The sequence below is a fragment of the Variovorax xiamenensis genome, from assembly GCF_050916385.1.
Taxonomy (GTDB): Bacteria; Pseudomonadota; Gammaproteobacteria; order Burkholderiales; family Burkholderiaceae_C; genus Variovorax.
The window spans coordinates 5,130,102-5,145,457 of record NZ_CP139038.1; the positions used below are offsets into that span (position 1 = coordinate 5,130,102).

Consider the following 15,356-nt stretch of genomic DNA (forward strand, 5'->3'; position numbering starts at 1 on the left):
TCGTCTTGCCCTTCGTCACTTGCCCATGGCCTTGTCGACGTACACCGTCGTCACGTAGGCGCTGTAGTCGGGCTTCACTTCCTGCACCCGGCCCTGCTCCTTGAGGAAGACGGCCGTGTTCGCCATAGCCTTGGCGGCACCGCCGCCCAGCCAAGTGGGCGAGACCTGCTCGGCCATGGTCGGGAAGGTGTAGAGTGCCATCGCCGGGCCAACGTCCTTCGGGTCGGCCTTGGTCCACTTGGCCATCGCTTTCGTCTGCGGCGAATCGGGCGTCCAGCTCTTGCCCGTTGCCTTGTATTCCTCGTTCGCGCGGTTGAGCGCCTTCACGAAGGCGACCATGAAGGCCTCGTTGGCGGCGGCCCACTTGGCGTTGACCACGATGCCCTCGAAGGTCGGTGCGCCGCGCTTGCCGATGCTGCCCGAGGTGGCGATGGTCTTGCCAGTGGCCTTGATCTTGGAAAGCACCGGGTCCCAGATGAAGGTGGCGTCGATGTCGCCGCGCTCCCATGCGGCAGCGATCTCCGGCGGGCGCATGTTCATCACGTTCACGCTCTTGGCGTCGACCCCGTCCATCTTCATGCCGGCCATGAGTTGGTAGTGCGCGGTCGACACGAAGGGCGTGGCCACCTTCTTGCCGGCCAGGTCCTTCATGCTGTTGATGCCCGAGGCGTTGCGCGCGATGAGCGCTTCGGCGTTCGCGATGTCGGCCGAGATCCAGAACAGCTTGATGTCCTGCCCCTGGCTGGCCGCGGCCGTCAGCGGGCTGGAGCCGGTTTCACCCATCTGCACGTCGCCTGAAGCCATCGCGCGGATCACGTCGCCGCCGCCGGAGAACATGCGCCAGTTGATTTTGTAGCCGGTGGCTTTTTCGACCTCGCCGGATTCCATGACCAGGCGAAGGGGGACAAGCATGTCCTGGTGGGCGAAGGTGACTTCCTTGGCTTGCTGGGCGGAAGCCGTGCCGCACAGGGCTGCGAGCGTGGTTGCCAGGATGGCGAACTGGAGGGGGAGACGGCGGGACATGGTCATCTGGTTTCTCCGGGTGGGTGAATCTCGCCGCGACTTTGCACCCATCGGGGGCGGCCAGGAAGTACCAGCGACTGTGTCGGCATGGAGCCAGTCGGTGAGTGAATACCCTTGTTGTGGTGCGTTCTGCACGGGGGAGGTGCATCTTGTCTTGGGGAGTTTGCTTCCCGGAGCCGGGTCTCGCCCCGGCAGGCGACCTACTTTTCTTTGCTTCGCCAAAGAAACGTAGGCAAAAGAAAGGCGACCCTACTGTCTGTGTCCCTCCGCTTCGCTACGGGCAACCTGCGGTGCTCGACGTAGGAGGGGGTCCGCAGAACTCGCTTCGCTCAAACAGCTGCGGCCCTGATCCCTCCTACGTCTGCGCTCCTCGGCACAGCCAGAAGGGAGCGACACGCGCCGTCGCTGCGCTCGGTTACCGAACTGCCTGGACTGGCCTTCGCTTCGCTCGGCCGGGCATTCCGGTCCCGTGACTTCACCAAACCCAGCGCTTCATTGCTTCATTCCAAGCACAGCAGGCGCGAAGCGCCTGCTGTGCCTTGGGGGCCGAGCGAAGCAAAGGCCCGTGCATCTCCCCTCCCCTCTGGCTGCGCCGAGGAGCGCAGCGTTTCGCGGATCAGGGCTCGCAGCTGTTTGAGCGAAGCGAGTTCTGCGAGACCCCGCGAAACGCGAGCACCGCAGGTTGCCCGTAGCGAAGCGGAGGGTCGCAGACAGTGGGGTCGCCTTTTCTTTGCCTACTTTCTTTTGGCGAAGCAAAAGAAAGTAGGTCGCCCGCCGGGGCGAGTCCCGGCCCCGGGAAGCAAGAAAACTCAGTGCATCCGCCGCCCGGCGACCCGAGACTCCCCCCGAGCCAAAGCCAACTCCTCCACCGCCATCCCCAAAGCCCGAATCCCCGCCGGAATCTGAGTAGCCGCAATAGAAGACAACCTCAACCGAAAAAACGGACATGGATAAGGAGGCCGAGCAAAAAACACATCCCCCGCCTCAATCAACACCCCATGGCTGCGAGCCATCAAAGCCAGCTCAGTCGCATCCACCCACGTAGGCGCCTGCACCCAAATCGAAGCCCCGCCAGAAGGCAACCGAAACTCAAAGTCCGGCAAATGATCCCGCAATGCCTGCGCCGCAATAGCCAACCTCTCCTGCATCGCATGATTAACCCGCCGGGCATGCGACTCGTGATGCCCCAACGAGAGAAACAGCGCATACGCATGCTGCAGAAAAGCACTCGGATGCCGCACCATCGCATGCCGAATCACCCTCAGCTCCTTGATCAAGGCACGCGGCGCCACGATGAACCCCAGCCGCAGCGCAGGCGAAAGGCTCTTCGAAACAGAGCCCACATAGATCACCCGCCCCGTCTTGTCCAGGCTCTTGAGCGCCGGCATCGGCGTACCTTCATACAGGTTCTCCGCCTCGTAGTCGTCCTCGATGATCACGAAGTCCTGCAGCTCTGCCTTGCGCAGCAGCCACTGCCGCCGCTCCAGGCTCAGCGTCGCGGTCGTGGGGCTCTGGTGCGAGGGAGTGACGAACAGGTAGTCCGCAGCGGGCAGCGCATCGACCACCAGCCCGTCTTCATCGACATCGACTTCCACCCACTTCGGCTGCCGCAGCGAGAAACTGTTGCGCGCATGCGGATGCCCCGGCTCCTCCAGCCCCACGCGGGTCTGTTCGTCGAACAGCGCCTCGGCCAGCAGGTAATAAGCATGCTGCGCGCCCATGGTCACGAGAATCTCTTCCTTCAGCGCGAACACGCCGCGCTTGGGTAGCAAGCGCGTGCGGATCTGCTCGATCAGGTCGGGAACGTCATCCGTCTCGAAGTCGGGTGTCCAATGCGGCAGCTGCGAACGCGCCAGGCTGCGCGCGCAGCATTCGCGGAAGTCTTCAGTAGGAAACAGCTGCGGGTCGTAGTTGCCGTAGACGAAAGGGTACGGATAGTCGCGCCACTGGTCGGGCTTCGACAGCGTGGGCTTGTCGACCAGCGAGCGCAGCACGCGGCCCGACCAGTCCGGCGGCTGGGTCGCCTGCCCGCTGCGCCCCACCAGCGGCTCGGCATGCACAGCCGAGAGGGGGCGAGCACCGTGCGCCACGAAGACGCCGCTGCGCGGACGCGCTTCCAGGAAGCCTTCGTCGATGAGCTGCAGGTAGGCCGAGGTGACGGTGTTGCGGCTCAGGCCGAGCAGCGCTGCAAGTTCGCGCGATGAAGGCAACGAGGCGCCCGGCACCAGGTGCTCCTCGAGGATGGCCTGCACCACGGCGGCCCGCAGGCGGGCCTGAAGCGGCAGCGCCGGTTGATCGGGCAGCGCGAAGAGCTGCGCCCACTGGATGGCTCGCGGATTCGGGGGCATGGTGCGCCGCAGTTTAGGGCAGCGCGTGCAATCCGTGGCGCATCCGTGGAGCTCTGGCTCGGTCGAATCCCACCAACTGGCCCTATCGCGCAGGCAGGCCGCTGCCTACGCTTGCCTCATCGAATTTCCGAGCCCTCGTGCAGCAAACGCCATGTCTTCTTCCTCTACCGCCACAGTGACCACCGACACCCTCGCCGCCTTCAGCGACGCCTGGAACCGCCACGACATCGACGCGCTGATGAGCTTCATGACGCCCGACTGCATCTTCCAGACCGCCGCCGGCCCCGACGCCTGCGGCACGCGCCACGTCGGCACCGAAGCGGTGCGCAAGGCCTTCGCCGCCGCATGGGCCACGGTGCCCGACGCGCAATGGAACAACGGCGTGCACTTCGTGCATGGCGACTTCGGCACCTCGCAGTGGACCTTCACCGGCACCGCCGCCGACGGCAGCCGCATCGAGAGCGACGGCATCGATGTCTTCACCTTCAAGGACGGAAAGATCCACCTGAAGAACGTGTTCCGCAAGGCGCGGCCCAACCTGCCCGCCGCGAAGTGACCTGTTCTCCAGCTCTCCTCTTCGATTGGAGCCTTTCATGACCATGACAAGCACTGCGCACCGCCTGGACGCCAGCGCGGCCAGCATCGACAGCGCGGCGCTCCAGCAGCAGCAACAGCCCAAGGCACCGTCACGCCCCTACGACCCGCAGTACGACCCGCTGCTCGCCCCGGACCCCGGCGCCGGCCGCGCCTACGCGCCCACCTGGTGGGTGGCCAGCGCCGGCACGCCGCCGGAGGACGACGGCCCGCTCATGCAGGACATCGACGTCGACGTGGCCGTCATCGGCTCGGGCGCCACCGGCATGTCGACCGCGCTCTATCTCGCACAGGAGCACGGCATTCGCGCCACGGTGCTCGAGGCCAACCAGGCGGCCTGGGGCTGCTCGAGCCGCAGCGGCGGCCAGGGGCAGAACGCGAGCGGCCGGCTCAAGCGCTCGCAGTGGATCGAGCGCTGGGGCCTCGACACAGCGAAGAAGCTCGACGCGGAGATCCGCAGCGGCTTCGAGAACTTCCGCGATCTCACCACGCAGATCGACTGCGACGCCTGCGACGGCGGGCATCTCTACCTCGCGCACCGCAAGGAGAAGCTGCCCATCCTCGATGCCGAGGCGCGGCTCATGCGCGAGAAGTTCGGCTACGCCACGCGGATGATGAGCGCCGAGGAGGTGCGCCGCGACTACTGCGACGAACGCGAGACGGTCGGCGCGCTGTACGAGGCCGAGGGCATCGGCATCCACCCGCTGAAGTTCACCTTCGGGCTGATGCGCCGGGCCCGTGCGCTGGGCGTGACGGTGCACACATCGAGCCCGGTGCAGGGCTGGGAGACCATCGACGGCGTGCACCACCTGCGCACGCCCGGCGGCGTGGTGCGCGCGCGCCGCGTGGCCGTGTGCACCGGCGGCTACACGGGGCAGGCGCTCAGCCCGATGCTGAAGAACAGGATCATGCCGATCCTGTCGAACTCGGTGGTCACGCGCCCGCTGACCGATGCCGAACTGCAGGCCACCAACTTCCGCTCGAAGACCTTCCTGACCGACACGCGCACGCTGCGCTTCTACTACCGGCTGCTCGAAGGCAACCGCCTGCAGATCGGCAGCCGCAGTGCGGTGAGCGGCGCCGACGCCGAGGGCGCGGTGCACCTGAAGCTGCTCACCGACGCCATCGCGCGCAAGTTCCCGCCGCTGGCGGACATCCGCATCGACTACTCGTGGTGGGGCTGGGTCGACATGAGCCACGACATGATGCCGCGCATCACGCAGCCCGATCCCGGCAAGAGCATCTGGTACGCGGTGGGCTATGGCGGCAACGGCGTGTCGTTCTCGACATGGGCCGGCAAGCGGCTGGCCGAGCGCGTGGCGGGCAAGGATGCCGGCAGGGATGTGTTCGAGCTGCCCATCTACGGCTCGCAGCTGCCTTTTCCCAATGTGCTGGGGGTCGTCGAATCGCGTGCGTTCGCGCCGTTCCGGCGCATGGGGCAGCGCATGCTCTACAAGTGGTACTGGCTGCGCGACGAGAAATAGAAAGGAGAAAGAAAGGAAAGGGAAAAGGAAGCCGGGCGCACCGCCTGCGCGCATTCCCCGAAGTGGCGCACGGCACTGCCGCACAACGGGGCAAACCCGCCCCTTCTGGCCCTGCGAGTCGCAGCGGGTTGGCTCTTCGCTGGCATGCACCCAGCGCCTATCTTCGACACACGGTCCTTGCACTGATGAGGGCCGAGTCCCGATTGCCTGTGTCGAACTCTCCGAGGTCCTGTCATGCAGCTTCCGTCTTCCCAGCTCCCCCCGCTTCCTCCCCTTCTCACGCGCCGCACCACCCTGCTTTCCGCCACGCTGCTGGCCGCGAGCACCCTGCTTCCGCTGCCCGCTTCCGCGGCCGAGGAACCGAAACGTGGCGGCACGCTGGTGATCGGCAGCACACAGACGCCGCGGCACCTCAACGGCGCGGTGCAGTCGGGCATTGCCACGGCCATGCCTTCCACGCAGATTTTCGCGAGCCCGCTGCGCTTCGACGACAAGTGGAACCCGCAGCCCTACCTGGCCGAGTCTTGGAAGCTGGCTGACGACGGCAAGTCGCTCACGCTCAAGCTGCGCAAGGACGCGGTGTTCCACGACGGCAAGCCGGTCACTTCGGCCGACGTGGCCTTCTCGATCATGGCCATCAAGGCCAACCACCCGTTCACCACGATGATGGGGCCGGTCGAGAAGGTCGATACGCCCGACCCGTACACCGCCGTCATCCGCATGAGCGTGCCGCACCCGGCCATCGTGCTCGCGATGTCGCCCGCGCTGTGCCCCATTCTTCCCAAGCACATCTACGGCGACGGACAGGATTTGAAGAACCACCCGCGCAACACCACCGACGTGGTCGGCTCGGGCCCGTTCCGCGTGACCGAATTCAAGCCCGCGCAGCGCATCGTGCTGGAACGCTTCGACAAGTTCTTCCTGCCCAACAGGCCGTACCTCGACAAGGTGATCGTCAACGTCACGCCCGACATGGCGAGCCTGGTGCTCGGCTTGGAGCGCGGCGACATCCAGATGGTGCCCTTCGCCACGCTGCCCACCGACCTGAAACGCTTCGCGAACGACCCGAGGGTGTCGCTCACGCCGAAGGGCTACGACGGCATCGGCGCGCTGAACTGGCTGGCCTTCAACACTGCGAAGAAGCCGTTGTCGGACGTGCAGGTGCGCAAGGCCATCGCCACGGCCATCGACAAGAACTTCATCGCCAAGGCGCTGATGGGCGGCTTCGCGACCGTCTCCGACGGGCCGCTGGTGGCCAGCAGTCCCTTCGCCGTGCCCGACCTCGTGCGCTATCCGCTCGACCTGAAGAAGGCCGGCGAGATGCTCGACGCCGCCGGCTACAAGGCCGGCGCGGGCGGCGAGCGCTTCAAGCTCACCATCGACTACCTGCCCGGCGCGGACGACCAGCAGAAGAACGTGGCCGAGTACATCCGCGGCCAGCTCAAGAAGGTGGGCATCACGGTGGAGGTGCGCGCCTCGGCCGACTTCCCGGCCTGGGCCAAGCGGCTGGCCTCGCACGACTTCGACCTGTCGATGGACACGGTGTTCAACTGGGGCGACCCGATCATCGGCGTACACCGCACCTACCTGTCGACCAACATCAAGCCCATCGTCTGGACCAACACCCAGTCGTACGCCAACCCGAAGGTGGACGAGCTGCTCAACACCGCCGGCGGCCTGATCGACCCGACGCAGCGCAAGGCCTACTACGCGACCTTCCAGAAGATCGTGACCGACGAGCTTCCCATCGAGTTCATCAACCAGGTGCCGTACCACACCATCACCAGCAAGAAGGTGGCGAATGTGCCGGTCACGATCTGGGGGCCGCTCTCGCCGCTCGACGAGGTGTACCTGAAGTAGGCGGGCGAGCAACATCATGGGCACGCTTCGCTACGCCGCCTCGCGGCTGCTCCAGGCCCTGGGCCTGGTGCTGGCCGTGGTGGTGCTCAACTTCGTGCTGGTGCACGCGGCGCCGGGCGACCCGGTGGAAACCATCGCGGGCGCCAGCGGCGGCATGTCGCCCGAGCTGATGGCGCAGCTGCGCACGCAGTACGGACTCGACCGCTCGCTGCCCGTGCAGCTGGGCGTGTACCTCGGCAAGGTGGCCCAGGGCGACCTGGGCTACTCGTACTTCTTCAACCTGCCGGTGACGAGCATGATCGCCGAGCGCGTGCCCGCCACGCTGCTGCTGGTGCTCAGTGCGGTGCTGCTGGCCTTCCTCGTCGGCACTGCGCTGGGCGTGCTGTCTTCGCGCAAGCCGAACGGGCTGCTCTCGCAGTTCATCAACGTGCTGTCGCTGGTGGGCTTCGCGGCGCCGGTGTTCTGGCTGGGGATCATGCTGGTGATCTTGCTGGCCTCGGTGTTCCCCGTGCTGCCGGTGGCGGGCATGCGATCGATCGACTCGACGGGCGGCGCAGGCTTCGCCGACATGCTCGACGTGGCGTATCACCTGGTGCTGCCCACGCTCACGCTGAGCCTGGTGTATCTCGCGCAGTACAGCCGGCTCGCGCGCTCGTCGATGCTCGACGTGCTGGGATCGGACTTCATCCGCACCGCGCGCGCCAAGGGCCTGACCGACCGCGTCGTGCTCTACAAGCATGCGCTGCGCAACGCGCTGCTGCCGGTGGTCACGGTGCTGGGCCTGCAGTTCGGCAACGTGCTGGCGGGTGCCATCCTTGTTGAGACGGTGTTCAACTGGCCAGGCCTCGGCCGGCTGGCCTTCGAATCGGTGCTGCGGCGCGACTACCCGACCATCCTCGGCGTGCTGCTCTTCTCCTCCATCGTGGTGGTGGTGATGAACCAGCTCACCGACCTGTGCTATCGCTTCATCGATCCGCGGATCAAGGCCTCATGAGCAAGGTGATTCCAATGCCCACCGCTGCTGCCTCCGCCGCCGCTGCCGCATCCTCCAGGGCCGCCGTGCGCGTGGAGCACCCGGGCGTGGAGGCGATGCGCATGTTCCTGCGCAACCCGGCGGCCATCGCCGGCATGGCGATGCTGATCGTCGTGCTGCTGGCGGCGATCCTCGGGCCGTGGCTCTACCCGGCCGATCCGTTCGAGATCAAGGCCGCGCCGCTCACGCCGCCCTTCAGCGAAGACGCGTGGCTCGGCACCGACTACCTCGGCCGCGACGTGCTCACGGCGCTGATCTACGGCGGGCGTGCCACGCTGCTGGTGGGCGCGGTGGCGGCGCTGCTGTCGGTGCTCATCGGCATCACGCTGGGCGCCTTCGCGGGCTACTACGGCGGCAAGGTCGATGCCGCGCTGATGAAGCTCACCGAATTCTTCCAGGTGCTTCCGGCGCTGCTGTTCGCGATGGTGGTGGTGACGCTGTTCTCGCCCACGCTGGTGACGGTGACGCTGGCCATCGGCATCGTGAGCTGGACCGGCACCGCGCGGCTCACGCGCGCCGAGTTCATGAAGTACCGCGGCCTGGAGTTCGTGCGGGCCGAGCGGGCCATCGGCGCGCGCGACGCGCGCATCATCTGGAAGGTGATCCTGCCGAACGCGCTGCCGCCGCTGGTGGTGTCGGCCACGCTGGCCATCGGTGCGGCGATTTTGTTCGAGGCGGGGCTCTCGTTCCTCGGCCTGGGCGATCCGAACCAGATGAGCTGGGGCCTGATGATCGGCTCCAGCCGGCAGTACGTGCTGTCGTGCTGGTGGGCCGTGGCCTTCCCCGGTGCCGCGATCTTCATCACAGTGCTTGCCGTGAGCCTCATCGGCGACGGCCTGAACGACGCCCTCAACCCGAAACTGAGGGAACGCTGATGCCCCAACAGGACGACGACACATTGCTGCGCGTGCAGGACCTGCACGTCGAGTTCAGCACGCGGCGCGGCAAGGCGCTGGTGCTCAACGGGGTCGACTTCGAGATCCGCGCCGGCGAGACGCTGTGCGTGGTCGGCGAGTCGGGCTGCGGCAAGAGCATGACGGCGCTGGCGCTGCTGCGGCTCATTCCCTCGCCGCCGGGGCGCATCCGCGGCGGCCGGGTGCTGTTCCAGGGCGAAGACCTGGTGCAGGCCACCGACGCCCGCATGCGCGAGGTGCGGGGCAACCGCATCTCGATGATTTTCCAGGAGCCGATGACGTCGCTGAACCCGGTGTTCACCGTAGGCGACCAGATCGGCGAATCGCTGCAGCTGCATGCCGGCATGAACACGCACGCGGCCCGGCAGCGCGCCATCGAGATGCTTCGGCAGGTGGGCATTCCGGCGCCCGAGCGGCGCGTGGACGAGTATCCGCACCAGCTCTCCGGCGGCATGCGCCAGCGCGTGATGATCGCGATGGCGCTGGCCTGCCGGCCCGACATATTGATCGCCGACGAGCCCACCACCGCGCTCGACGTGACGGTGCAGGCGCAGATCTTCGACCTGCTGCGCGAGCTGCAGCGCGAGAAGGGCACGGCCATCATGCTCATCACGCACGACATGGGCGCGGTGGCCGAGATGGCCGACCGCGTGATGGTGATGTACGCGGGCCGAGTCATCGAGCAGGGCACCACCGAACAGGTGCTGTCGGAGCCCGGCCACCCCTACACGCGCGGGCTGATCGATTGCCTGCCCGAACTGGGCAGCAGCGCTGCATACGGCGACGGTGGGCGCGAAGACCTCGCCGAGATCGCCGGCGTGGTGCCCTCGATCTGGGAGCTAGGCACCGGCTGCGCCTTCCGCGAACGCTGCCCGCGCGCGATGCCGCGCTGCGCGGCCGAGGTGCCGCCGATGTTCGCGGTGCATGGCGAAGTGGCTGCCGGCGTGCCGCACGGCGCCGCCTGCTGGCTGCACGCCGAGGCTGCGGCAGCACAACCCGAAAGAGAGGCCGCATGACGTTCATCGGCAAGACCGACACGCTGCTTTCGGTCGACGACCTGAAGGTGCACTTTCCGCGCGGCAAGGCCGGCTGGGGCCGCACGCCCGAGGTGGTGAAGGCGGTGGACGGCGTTTCCTTCTCGGTGCGGCGCGGCAGCACGCTCGCGGTGGTGGGCGAATCGGGCTCGGGCAAGACCACGACCGCGCTGGCGGTGATGCGGCTCGCGCCCGTCACCTCGGGGCGCATGCAGCTGGGCGACACCGACTTGGGCGCGCTGCAGGGCGAGGCGCTGCGGCAGGCGCGCACGCGCATGCAGATCATCTTCCAGGACCCGTTCTCCTCGCTGAATCCGCGCGAGCGTGCCGGCGCCGCGGTACGCGCGCCGCTCGACCTGATGCGGGTGGGCACGCCCGAGGAGCGCACGCGCCGCGTGGCCGAGCTCTTCGAGGCGGTGGGCCTGCGGCCGGAGCAGCAGCACTTGTTTCCGCACCAGTTCTCGGGCGGGCAACGGCAGCGCATCAACATCGCGCGGGCGCTGGCCACCAACCCGGAGCTGGTGGTGTGCGACGAACCGGTGTCGGCGCTCGACATCGCCATCCGCGCACAGATACTGAACCTGCTGGCACGGCTGCAACGCGAGCTGGGGCTGACCTACCTCTTCATCTCGCACGACATGGCGGTGGTGGAGCACATCTGCGACGACATCGCCGTGATGTACCTCGGCCAGATCGTCGAGCGCGCGCCGCGCCGCAGCTTCTTCGCGCGGCCGCTGCATCCGTACAGCGTGGCGCTGATGTCGGCGGTGCCGACCGTGAGCGGCGGACGGCGGCGCGCGGCCAAACGCATCAAGCTGAGCGGAGACCCGCCCAGCCCCATCGACCCGCCCAAGGGCTGCCGCTTCGCAGGCCGCTGCCCGGTGGCGGAAGCGGCCTGCGCGGTGGAACTGCCCCCGCTGCGCGAGGTCGCGCCCGATCATTGGGTACGCTGCAGGCGCGTCGACATCGTCGACGGGCTGCCGCGCCCTCCTCTTTCGATTCCCGAATCGCCATGAATGCCATGAGCCAAGCGAACAACACGACCACCATCTACGCCGCCCGCAAGATCATCACCATGAACCCGATGCAGCCGCACGCCACCCACGTGGCGGTGCGCGACGGCCGCGTGCTGGCCGTCGGCGCGCTCGCGGGCATGCAGGGCTGGGGCCCCTTCACGCTCGACGAGCGCTTCGCCGGCAAGGTGCTGATGCCCGGCCTCGTCGAGGGCCACTGCCACCTGAAGGAAGGCAGCATGTGGGACTGGACGTACCTCGGCTGGTTCGACCGCCGCGACCCCGAGGGCAAGGTGTGGAGCGGCCTGCGCTCGATGGACGAGGTGGTCTCGCGGCTGAGCGAGGTGGCAGCGAAGATGACGGCCGACGGCATTCCCGACAGCGAACCGCTCGTCGCCTGGGGCTTCGATCCGATCTACTTCGGCGGCGAGCGCATGACGGTGCGGCATGTGGACCGCGCGAGCAGCACGCGACCCATCGTCATCGGCCACGCCAACGGCCACCTGATGAACGTCAACAGCGCGATGCTGCGCATCGCAGAGATCACGCGCGACAACGAGGTGGAAGGCGTGGTCAAGTTCGCGGACGGCGAGAGCGAGGGCGAACCCACCGGCGAGCTGCAGGAGCCGGCCGCGATGTTCCTGGTGCTGCGCAAGATCGGCAACGCCGGCCTGCTCGCGCCGATGACCGAGGCCGGCGTGCGCTCCTTCGCGCGGCTGGCCTGCCTGCAGGGCGTGACCACCGCGACCGACCTGGTCAACAAGCTCACGCCCGAGGACTGCGACGTGCTGGAGAAGGCCACGGGCGACAACGGCTTCGGCGTGCGCATCCTGCCCGCGTTCCAGGCATTCCACGGCACGCACGGCGCCGCGCAGGGCGCGGAGCATGTGAAGTCGCTGATGCCGCGCAACACCGACCGGCTGCGCTACGGCCTGGTGAAGATGATGCTCGACGGATCGATCCAGGGCTTCTCGGCGCGGCTGCGCTGGCCGGGGCATTTCAACGGCGCGCCCAACGGCATCTGGGTGACCGCGCCCGCGCAGTACGAGGCCGACTTCGAGACCTACCACCGCGCGGGCCTCACCATTCACACGCACACCAACGGCGACGAGGCCAGCGAGGTGGCCATCGATGCCATCGAGCGGGTGCTGGCGCGCGCGCCGCGCCCCGACCACCGCCACACGCTGCAGCATGGGCAGATGATCGACGCGCCGCTGTTCCGCCGCATGGCGTCGCTGGGCCTGTGTGCCAACCTGTTCGCCAACCACATCTGGTACTGGGGCGACCAGCACTACGAGATGACCATGGGCCCGGACCGCGCCAACCGGCTCGACGCCTGCGGCAGCGCGCTCGCGGCAGGCGTGCCGCTGGCCATTCATTCCGACGCGCCGGTGACGCCGCTCGGGCCGCTATTCACTGCATGGTGCGCCGTGAACCGCATCACGCCCAAGGGCCGGCTGCTGGGCGAGGCCGAGCGCATCACCGTGCCGCAGGCGCTGCGCGCCATCACGCTCGGCGCGGCATGGACGCTGAAGCTCGACGGCGAGATCGGCAGCATCGAATGCGGCAAGCGCGCCGACTTCTGCGTGCTGGAAGACGACCCGCTGGAGATGGACCCGATGGCGCTGAAGGACGCGCGCGTGTGGGGCACGGTGCTGTCGGGCCGCGTGTTCGAGGCGCAGAGGGGTCAGGGGGGCCAGGACGCGTGATGCCGGCAAGGCGACTTCCGTTCACCGTCATTGGCGGTTTTCTCGGCGCGGGCAAGACCACGCTGCTCAACCGCTGGCTGCGCGAGGCGAAGGGCCTGCGCATGGCGGTGCTGGTGAACGACTTCGGCGCGCTCAACATCGACGCCGACCTGATCGCCGCCACGCACGGCGACACCACCGCGCTGACCAACGGCTGCGTGTGCTGCCAGATCGGCGATGACCTGGGCCGCGCGCTGGTGGAGGTGATCGAGGCGAAGACGCCTTTCGACGCTGTGGTGATCGAGGCCAGCGGCGTGTCGGACCCGTGGCGCATCGCGCAGATCGGCATGGCCGCGCCGGAGCTGAGCCTCGAGGGCGTGATCGTGATGGTGGATGCGAGCGTGGCCGCGCGACAGTCGGCCGATCCGCTGCTGGCCGACACGCTGGCGCGGCAGCTGAAATCGGCTGATCTCGTGGTGCTGAACAAGGCAGACATCGCATCGGCCGACGCACTGGCCGCAGCGAAGGCCTGGGTGGAAGCCAACGCACCGGGCACGCCGTGCATCGAGACCACGGAGGCGGCGGTGTCGCTGGCGCTGCTGTCGGGGTTGCCGCAATCCGCCCTCGCGCCGCATGCATGCGGCCCGGATTGCGACCACGACCACGATCATGAGTCGCCCGACCACGGTGCGATCTTCCAGACCTGGAGCGCGCAGCCCGAGGCGACGATCCCGGCCGCCACGCTGCGCGCCTGGCTGCGCGAGATGCCGCCGGGCGTGCTGCGGCTCAAGGGCCTGCTGCGCACCGGCCACGGCACCGGCGGCGACGAGTGGTCCGAAGTCCAGTACGCGGGCCGCCACGGTTCGCTGCGCAGGGCCGCGCCGCCTTCGGGGCTGGCCAGCGCCGGCGTCGTCGCCATCGGCCTGCAAGGGCAGTTGCCTGAAAAGATGCTGAAGGAATTCTTCGCCGCCTGAGCGCTGCCGCGCCCGTCGTGTTGCAATCGCACGTTTTCCAACGTGCAGGCCACCGACGACATGAGTTCCTCCCTACTGATCCGCCCACCGACGCCCGACGACTACGCGGCATGGAAGCCGCTCTGGGACGGCTACAACGCCTTCTACGGACGCGAGGGCCCGACCGCCCTCGCCGACGAGATCACGCAGGCCACCTGGCAGCGCTTCTTCGACGCCTACGAGCCGGTGCATGCGCTGGTGGCCGAGCGCGACGGGCAACTGGTCGGGCTCACCCACTACCTGTACCACCGCAGCACCACACGGCTGGAGCCGACCTGCTACCTGCAGGACCTGTTCACGCTGCCTTCGGAACGCGGCAGGGGCGTCGGCCGGCAACTGATCAACGGCGTGTACGAGCGCGTGAAGCTCGCGGGCGGCCATCGCGTGTACTGGCAGACGCACGTGACCAACACGGCAGGCCGCACGCTCTACGACAAGGTCGCGACGCACGACGGCTTCATCGTGTACGGCACGCTGGTCTGAGGCTCGCGACCTCTTTCTTTGCTCAATACCTGATCGTCACGCCGGCCTTCACGCCGTTGTTGTTCTTGCCGTCCGACTGCACGCCGCCCGAGAAGGAGGTGTTGCCTCCGGTGCTCGCGCCCAGCGAGTACGTGGGACGGGGCGTGGAGGTGTCGGTGCCGATGTAGGTGCCGCTGCCGTCGGGCCGCTGTACGCCGATCGTGGCGCCGTTGACGGTGGCCGAGGTCTCGGTGGAGTTGACGTTGGGGGCGACGTAGACGGAGCCCTTCTCGTCGCTGTCGACGGGCAGCTTGATCGGCTCGGCCCATGCTGCCGTGCCGAGCCCGTTCAACCCCACGGTCATGGCGAGAATCATCATCAGTGAACGCATCGTGTGCATGCTTGTGCAGGCGGCGGCCCGAGCGCGTAGGACGAAAGGAAATTCGGCAAGCAGACCGCTGCCGGAAATTCCCGTGGCTATGCTGTGCCGCAGCCAATCCGATACGCCTTCATGAACACCCAGACCACGTCCGCCGTCCCCGGTCCATCGCCCGATGCACTGGAACGCATGCTCGCCGCCGGCCGCGACGGCGCGCTGCTTCGCATGAGCCTCGCGCTCGCGTATCACCGGCGCGACGATCCGCGAACAGCGCTGGCGCATCTCGAGAAAGCACTCGCCTTCGACCCGGACTTCACCGCCGCCCACCGACTGCAGGGCCTCGTCGCGCTCTCGCTCGGCGACGCGGCACAGGCCGAGTCGGCGTTCGCCAAGGGGCTCGAAGTGGCGCAGCGGCGCGGCGAGCTCCAGCTCGTGAAGGAGCTGAACGTGCGCCTGAAACGGCTCAGGCCCACCCCACCCGCCGCGCCTTGCGCAAGCTGAGTCGAAGCAG

14 protein-coding genes are annotated in these 15,356 nt (G+C 67.7%); 11 read left to right on the forward strand and 3 right to left on the reverse strand.

Annotation, left to right across the window (positions count from 1 at the left end):
* Positions 1–15: 15 nt before the first annotated feature.
* Complete coding sequence (gene tauA, locus SFB74_RS23445; protein WP_093199983.1) at positions 16–1,029, reverse strand: taurine ABC transporter substrate-binding protein; 1,014 nt, start codon at positions 1,027–1,029, stop codon at positions 16–18.
* A gap of 803 nt (positions 1,030–1,832) precedes the next feature.
* Positions 1,833–3,371, reverse strand: a complete 1,539-nt coding sequence (locus tag SFB74_RS23450; RefSeq protein ID WP_093199978.1) for a PLP-dependent aminotransferase family protein — start codon at positions 3,369–3,371, stop codon at positions 1,833–1,835.
* Positions 3,372–3,522: 151 nt separating this feature from the next.
* On the opposite strand from SFB74_RS23450, the gene SFB74_RS23455 reads away from it, so the two are divergent.
* The 10 genes from SFB74_RS23455 to SFB74_RS23500 all read left to right on the forward strand — a co-directional run bounded on the left by SFB74_RS23455 (position 3,523) and on the right by SFB74_RS23500 (position 14,487).
* On the forward strand, positions 3,523–3,927 hold the full coding sequence (locus SFB74_RS23455) for a nuclear transport factor 2 family protein (RefSeq protein ID WP_093199976.1): 405 nt from the start codon (positions 3,523–3,525) through the stop codon (positions 3,925–3,927).
* 37 nt (positions 3,928–3,964) lie between these two features.
* Positions 3,965–5,449: an NAD(P)/FAD-dependent oxidoreductase gene (locus tag SFB74_RS23460; RefSeq protein WP_432726695.1), complete on the forward strand. Its 1,485-nt coding sequence runs from the start codon at positions 3,965–3,967 to the stop codon at positions 5,447–5,449.
* Between the two features lie 234 nt (positions 5,450–5,683).
* A complete protein-coding gene (locus SFB74_RS23465) occupies positions 5,684–7,309 on the forward strand; it encodes an ABC transporter substrate-binding protein (RefSeq protein WP_432726696.1) in 1,626 nt (541 codons plus the stop codon).
* Between the two features lie 16 nt (positions 7,310–7,325).
* On the forward strand, positions 7,326–8,303 hold the full coding sequence (locus tag SFB74_RS23470; protein WP_432726697.1) for an ABC transporter permease: 978 nt from the start codon (positions 7,326–7,328) through the stop codon (positions 8,301–8,303).
* 14 nt (positions 8,304–8,317) lie between these two features.
* Complete coding sequence (locus tag SFB74_RS23475) at positions 8,318–9,217, forward strand: ABC transporter permease (RefSeq protein WP_432726698.1); 900 nt, start codon at positions 8,318–8,320, stop codon at positions 9,215–9,217.
* On the forward strand, positions 9,217–10,272 hold the full coding sequence (locus SFB74_RS23480; protein ID WP_432726699.1) for an ABC transporter ATP-binding protein: 1,056 nt from the start codon (positions 9,217–9,219) through the stop codon (positions 10,270–10,272). The genes SFB74_RS23475 and SFB74_RS23480 overlap by 1 nt, the downstream gene beginning before the upstream one ends.
* The gene (locus tag SFB74_RS23485; RefSeq protein ID WP_432726700.1) at positions 10,269–11,306 is read left to right on the forward strand and encodes an ABC transporter ATP-binding protein; all 1,038 of its coding nucleotides are present in this window, start codon (positions 10,269–10,271) and stop codon (positions 11,304–11,306) included. Before SFB74_RS23480 ends, SFB74_RS23485 begins: the two co-directional genes overlap by 4 nt.
* Positions 11,307–11,311: 5 nt before the next feature.
* Positions 11,312–13,012, forward strand: coding sequence for an amidohydrolase (locus tag SFB74_RS23490; protein WP_432726702.1), 1,701 nt, complete (start codon positions 11,312–11,314; stop codon positions 13,010–13,012).
* A complete protein-coding gene (locus SFB74_RS23495) occupies positions 13,012–13,965 on the forward strand; it encodes a CobW family GTP-binding protein (protein ID WP_432726703.1) in 954 nt (317 codons plus the stop codon). Before SFB74_RS23490 ends, SFB74_RS23495 begins: the two co-directional genes overlap by 1 nt.
* 60 nt (positions 13,966–14,025) lie before the next feature.
* Positions 14,026–14,487, forward strand: coding sequence for a GNAT family N-acetyltransferase (locus SFB74_RS23500; protein WP_093200438.1), 462 nt, complete (start codon positions 14,026–14,028; stop codon positions 14,485–14,487).
* A 22-nt stretch (positions 14,488–14,509) separates the two neighbouring features.
* On the opposite strand, the gene SFB74_RS23505 is transcribed toward SFB74_RS23500, so the two are convergent.
* Positions 14,510–14,857 (reverse strand): hypothetical protein, encoded by a 348-nt coding sequence (locus SFB74_RS23505; RefSeq protein WP_432726704.1) that lies wholly within the window; start codon positions 14,855–14,857, stop codon positions 14,510–14,512.
* A 120-nt stretch (positions 14,858–14,977) separates the two neighbouring features.
* Between SFB74_RS23505 and SFB74_RS23510 the strand changes: the two genes are divergently transcribed.
* Positions 14,978–15,346 carry a tetratricopeptide repeat protein gene (locus tag SFB74_RS23510; RefSeq protein WP_432726705.1) on the forward strand — a complete coding sequence of 123 codons (369 nt, stop codon included), beginning with the start codon at positions 14,978–14,980 and terminating at the stop codon, positions 15,344–15,346.
* Positions 15,347–15,356 lie beyond the last annotated feature (10 nt).

What these genes read in the sequence shown, in the direction of transcription:
- SFB74_RS23460 (WP_432726695.1), top strand. Translation starts at nt 3,965, where the DNA reads ATGACCATGACAAGCACTGCGCACCGCCTGGACGCCAGCGCGGCCAGC.
- SFB74_RS23475 (WP_432726698.1), top strand. Translation starts at nt 8,318, where the DNA reads ATGCCCACCGCTGCTGCCTCCGCCGCCGCTGCCGCATCCTCCAGGGCC.
- SFB74_RS23485 (WP_432726700.1), top strand. Translation starts at nt 10,269, where the DNA reads ATGACGTTCATCGGCAAGACCGACACGCTGCTTTCGGTCGACGACCTG.
- SFB74_RS23470 (WP_432726697.1), top strand. Translation starts at nt 7,326, where the DNA reads ATGGGCACGCTTCGCTACGCCGCCTCGCGGCTGCTCCAGGCCCTGGGC.
- SFB74_RS23505 (WP_432726704.1), bottom strand. Translation starts at nt 14,857, where the DNA reads ATGCGTTCACTGATGATGATTCTCGCCATGACCGTGGGGTTGAACGGG.
- SFB74_RS23480 (WP_432726699.1), top strand. Translation starts at nt 9,217, where the DNA reads ATGCCCCAACAGGACGACGACACATTGCTGCGCGTGCAGGACCTGCAC.
- tauA (WP_093199983.1), bottom strand. Translation starts at nt 1,029, where the DNA reads ATGACCATGTCCCGCCGTCTCCCCCTCCAGTTCGCCATCCTGGCAACC.
- SFB74_RS23495 (WP_432726703.1), top strand. Translation starts at nt 13,012, where the DNA reads ATGCCGGCAAGGCGACTTCCGTTCACCGTCATTGGCGGTTTTCTCGGC.
- SFB74_RS23465 (WP_432726696.1), top strand. Translation starts at nt 5,684, where the DNA reads ATGCAGCTTCCGTCTTCCCAGCTCCCCCCGCTTCCTCCCCTTCTCACG.
- SFB74_RS23500 (WP_093200438.1), top strand. Translation starts at nt 14,026, where the DNA reads ATGAGTTCCTCCCTACTGATCCGCCCACCGACGCCCGACGACTACGCG.
- SFB74_RS23510 (WP_432726705.1), top strand. Translation starts at nt 14,978, where the DNA reads ATGAACACCCAGACCACGTCCGCCGTCCCCGGTCCATCGCCCGATGCA.
- SFB74_RS23450 (WP_093199978.1), bottom strand. Translation starts at nt 3,371, where the DNA reads ATGCCCCCGAATCCGCGAGCCATCCAGTGGGCGCAGCTCTTCGCGCTG.
- SFB74_RS23490 (WP_432726702.1), top strand. Translation starts at nt 11,312, where the DNA reads ATGAGCCAAGCGAACAACACGACCACCATCTACGCCGCCCGCAAGATC.
- SFB74_RS23455 (WP_093199976.1), top strand. Translation starts at nt 3,523, where the DNA reads ATGTCTTCTTCCTCTACCGCCACAGTGACCACCGACACCCTCGCCGCC.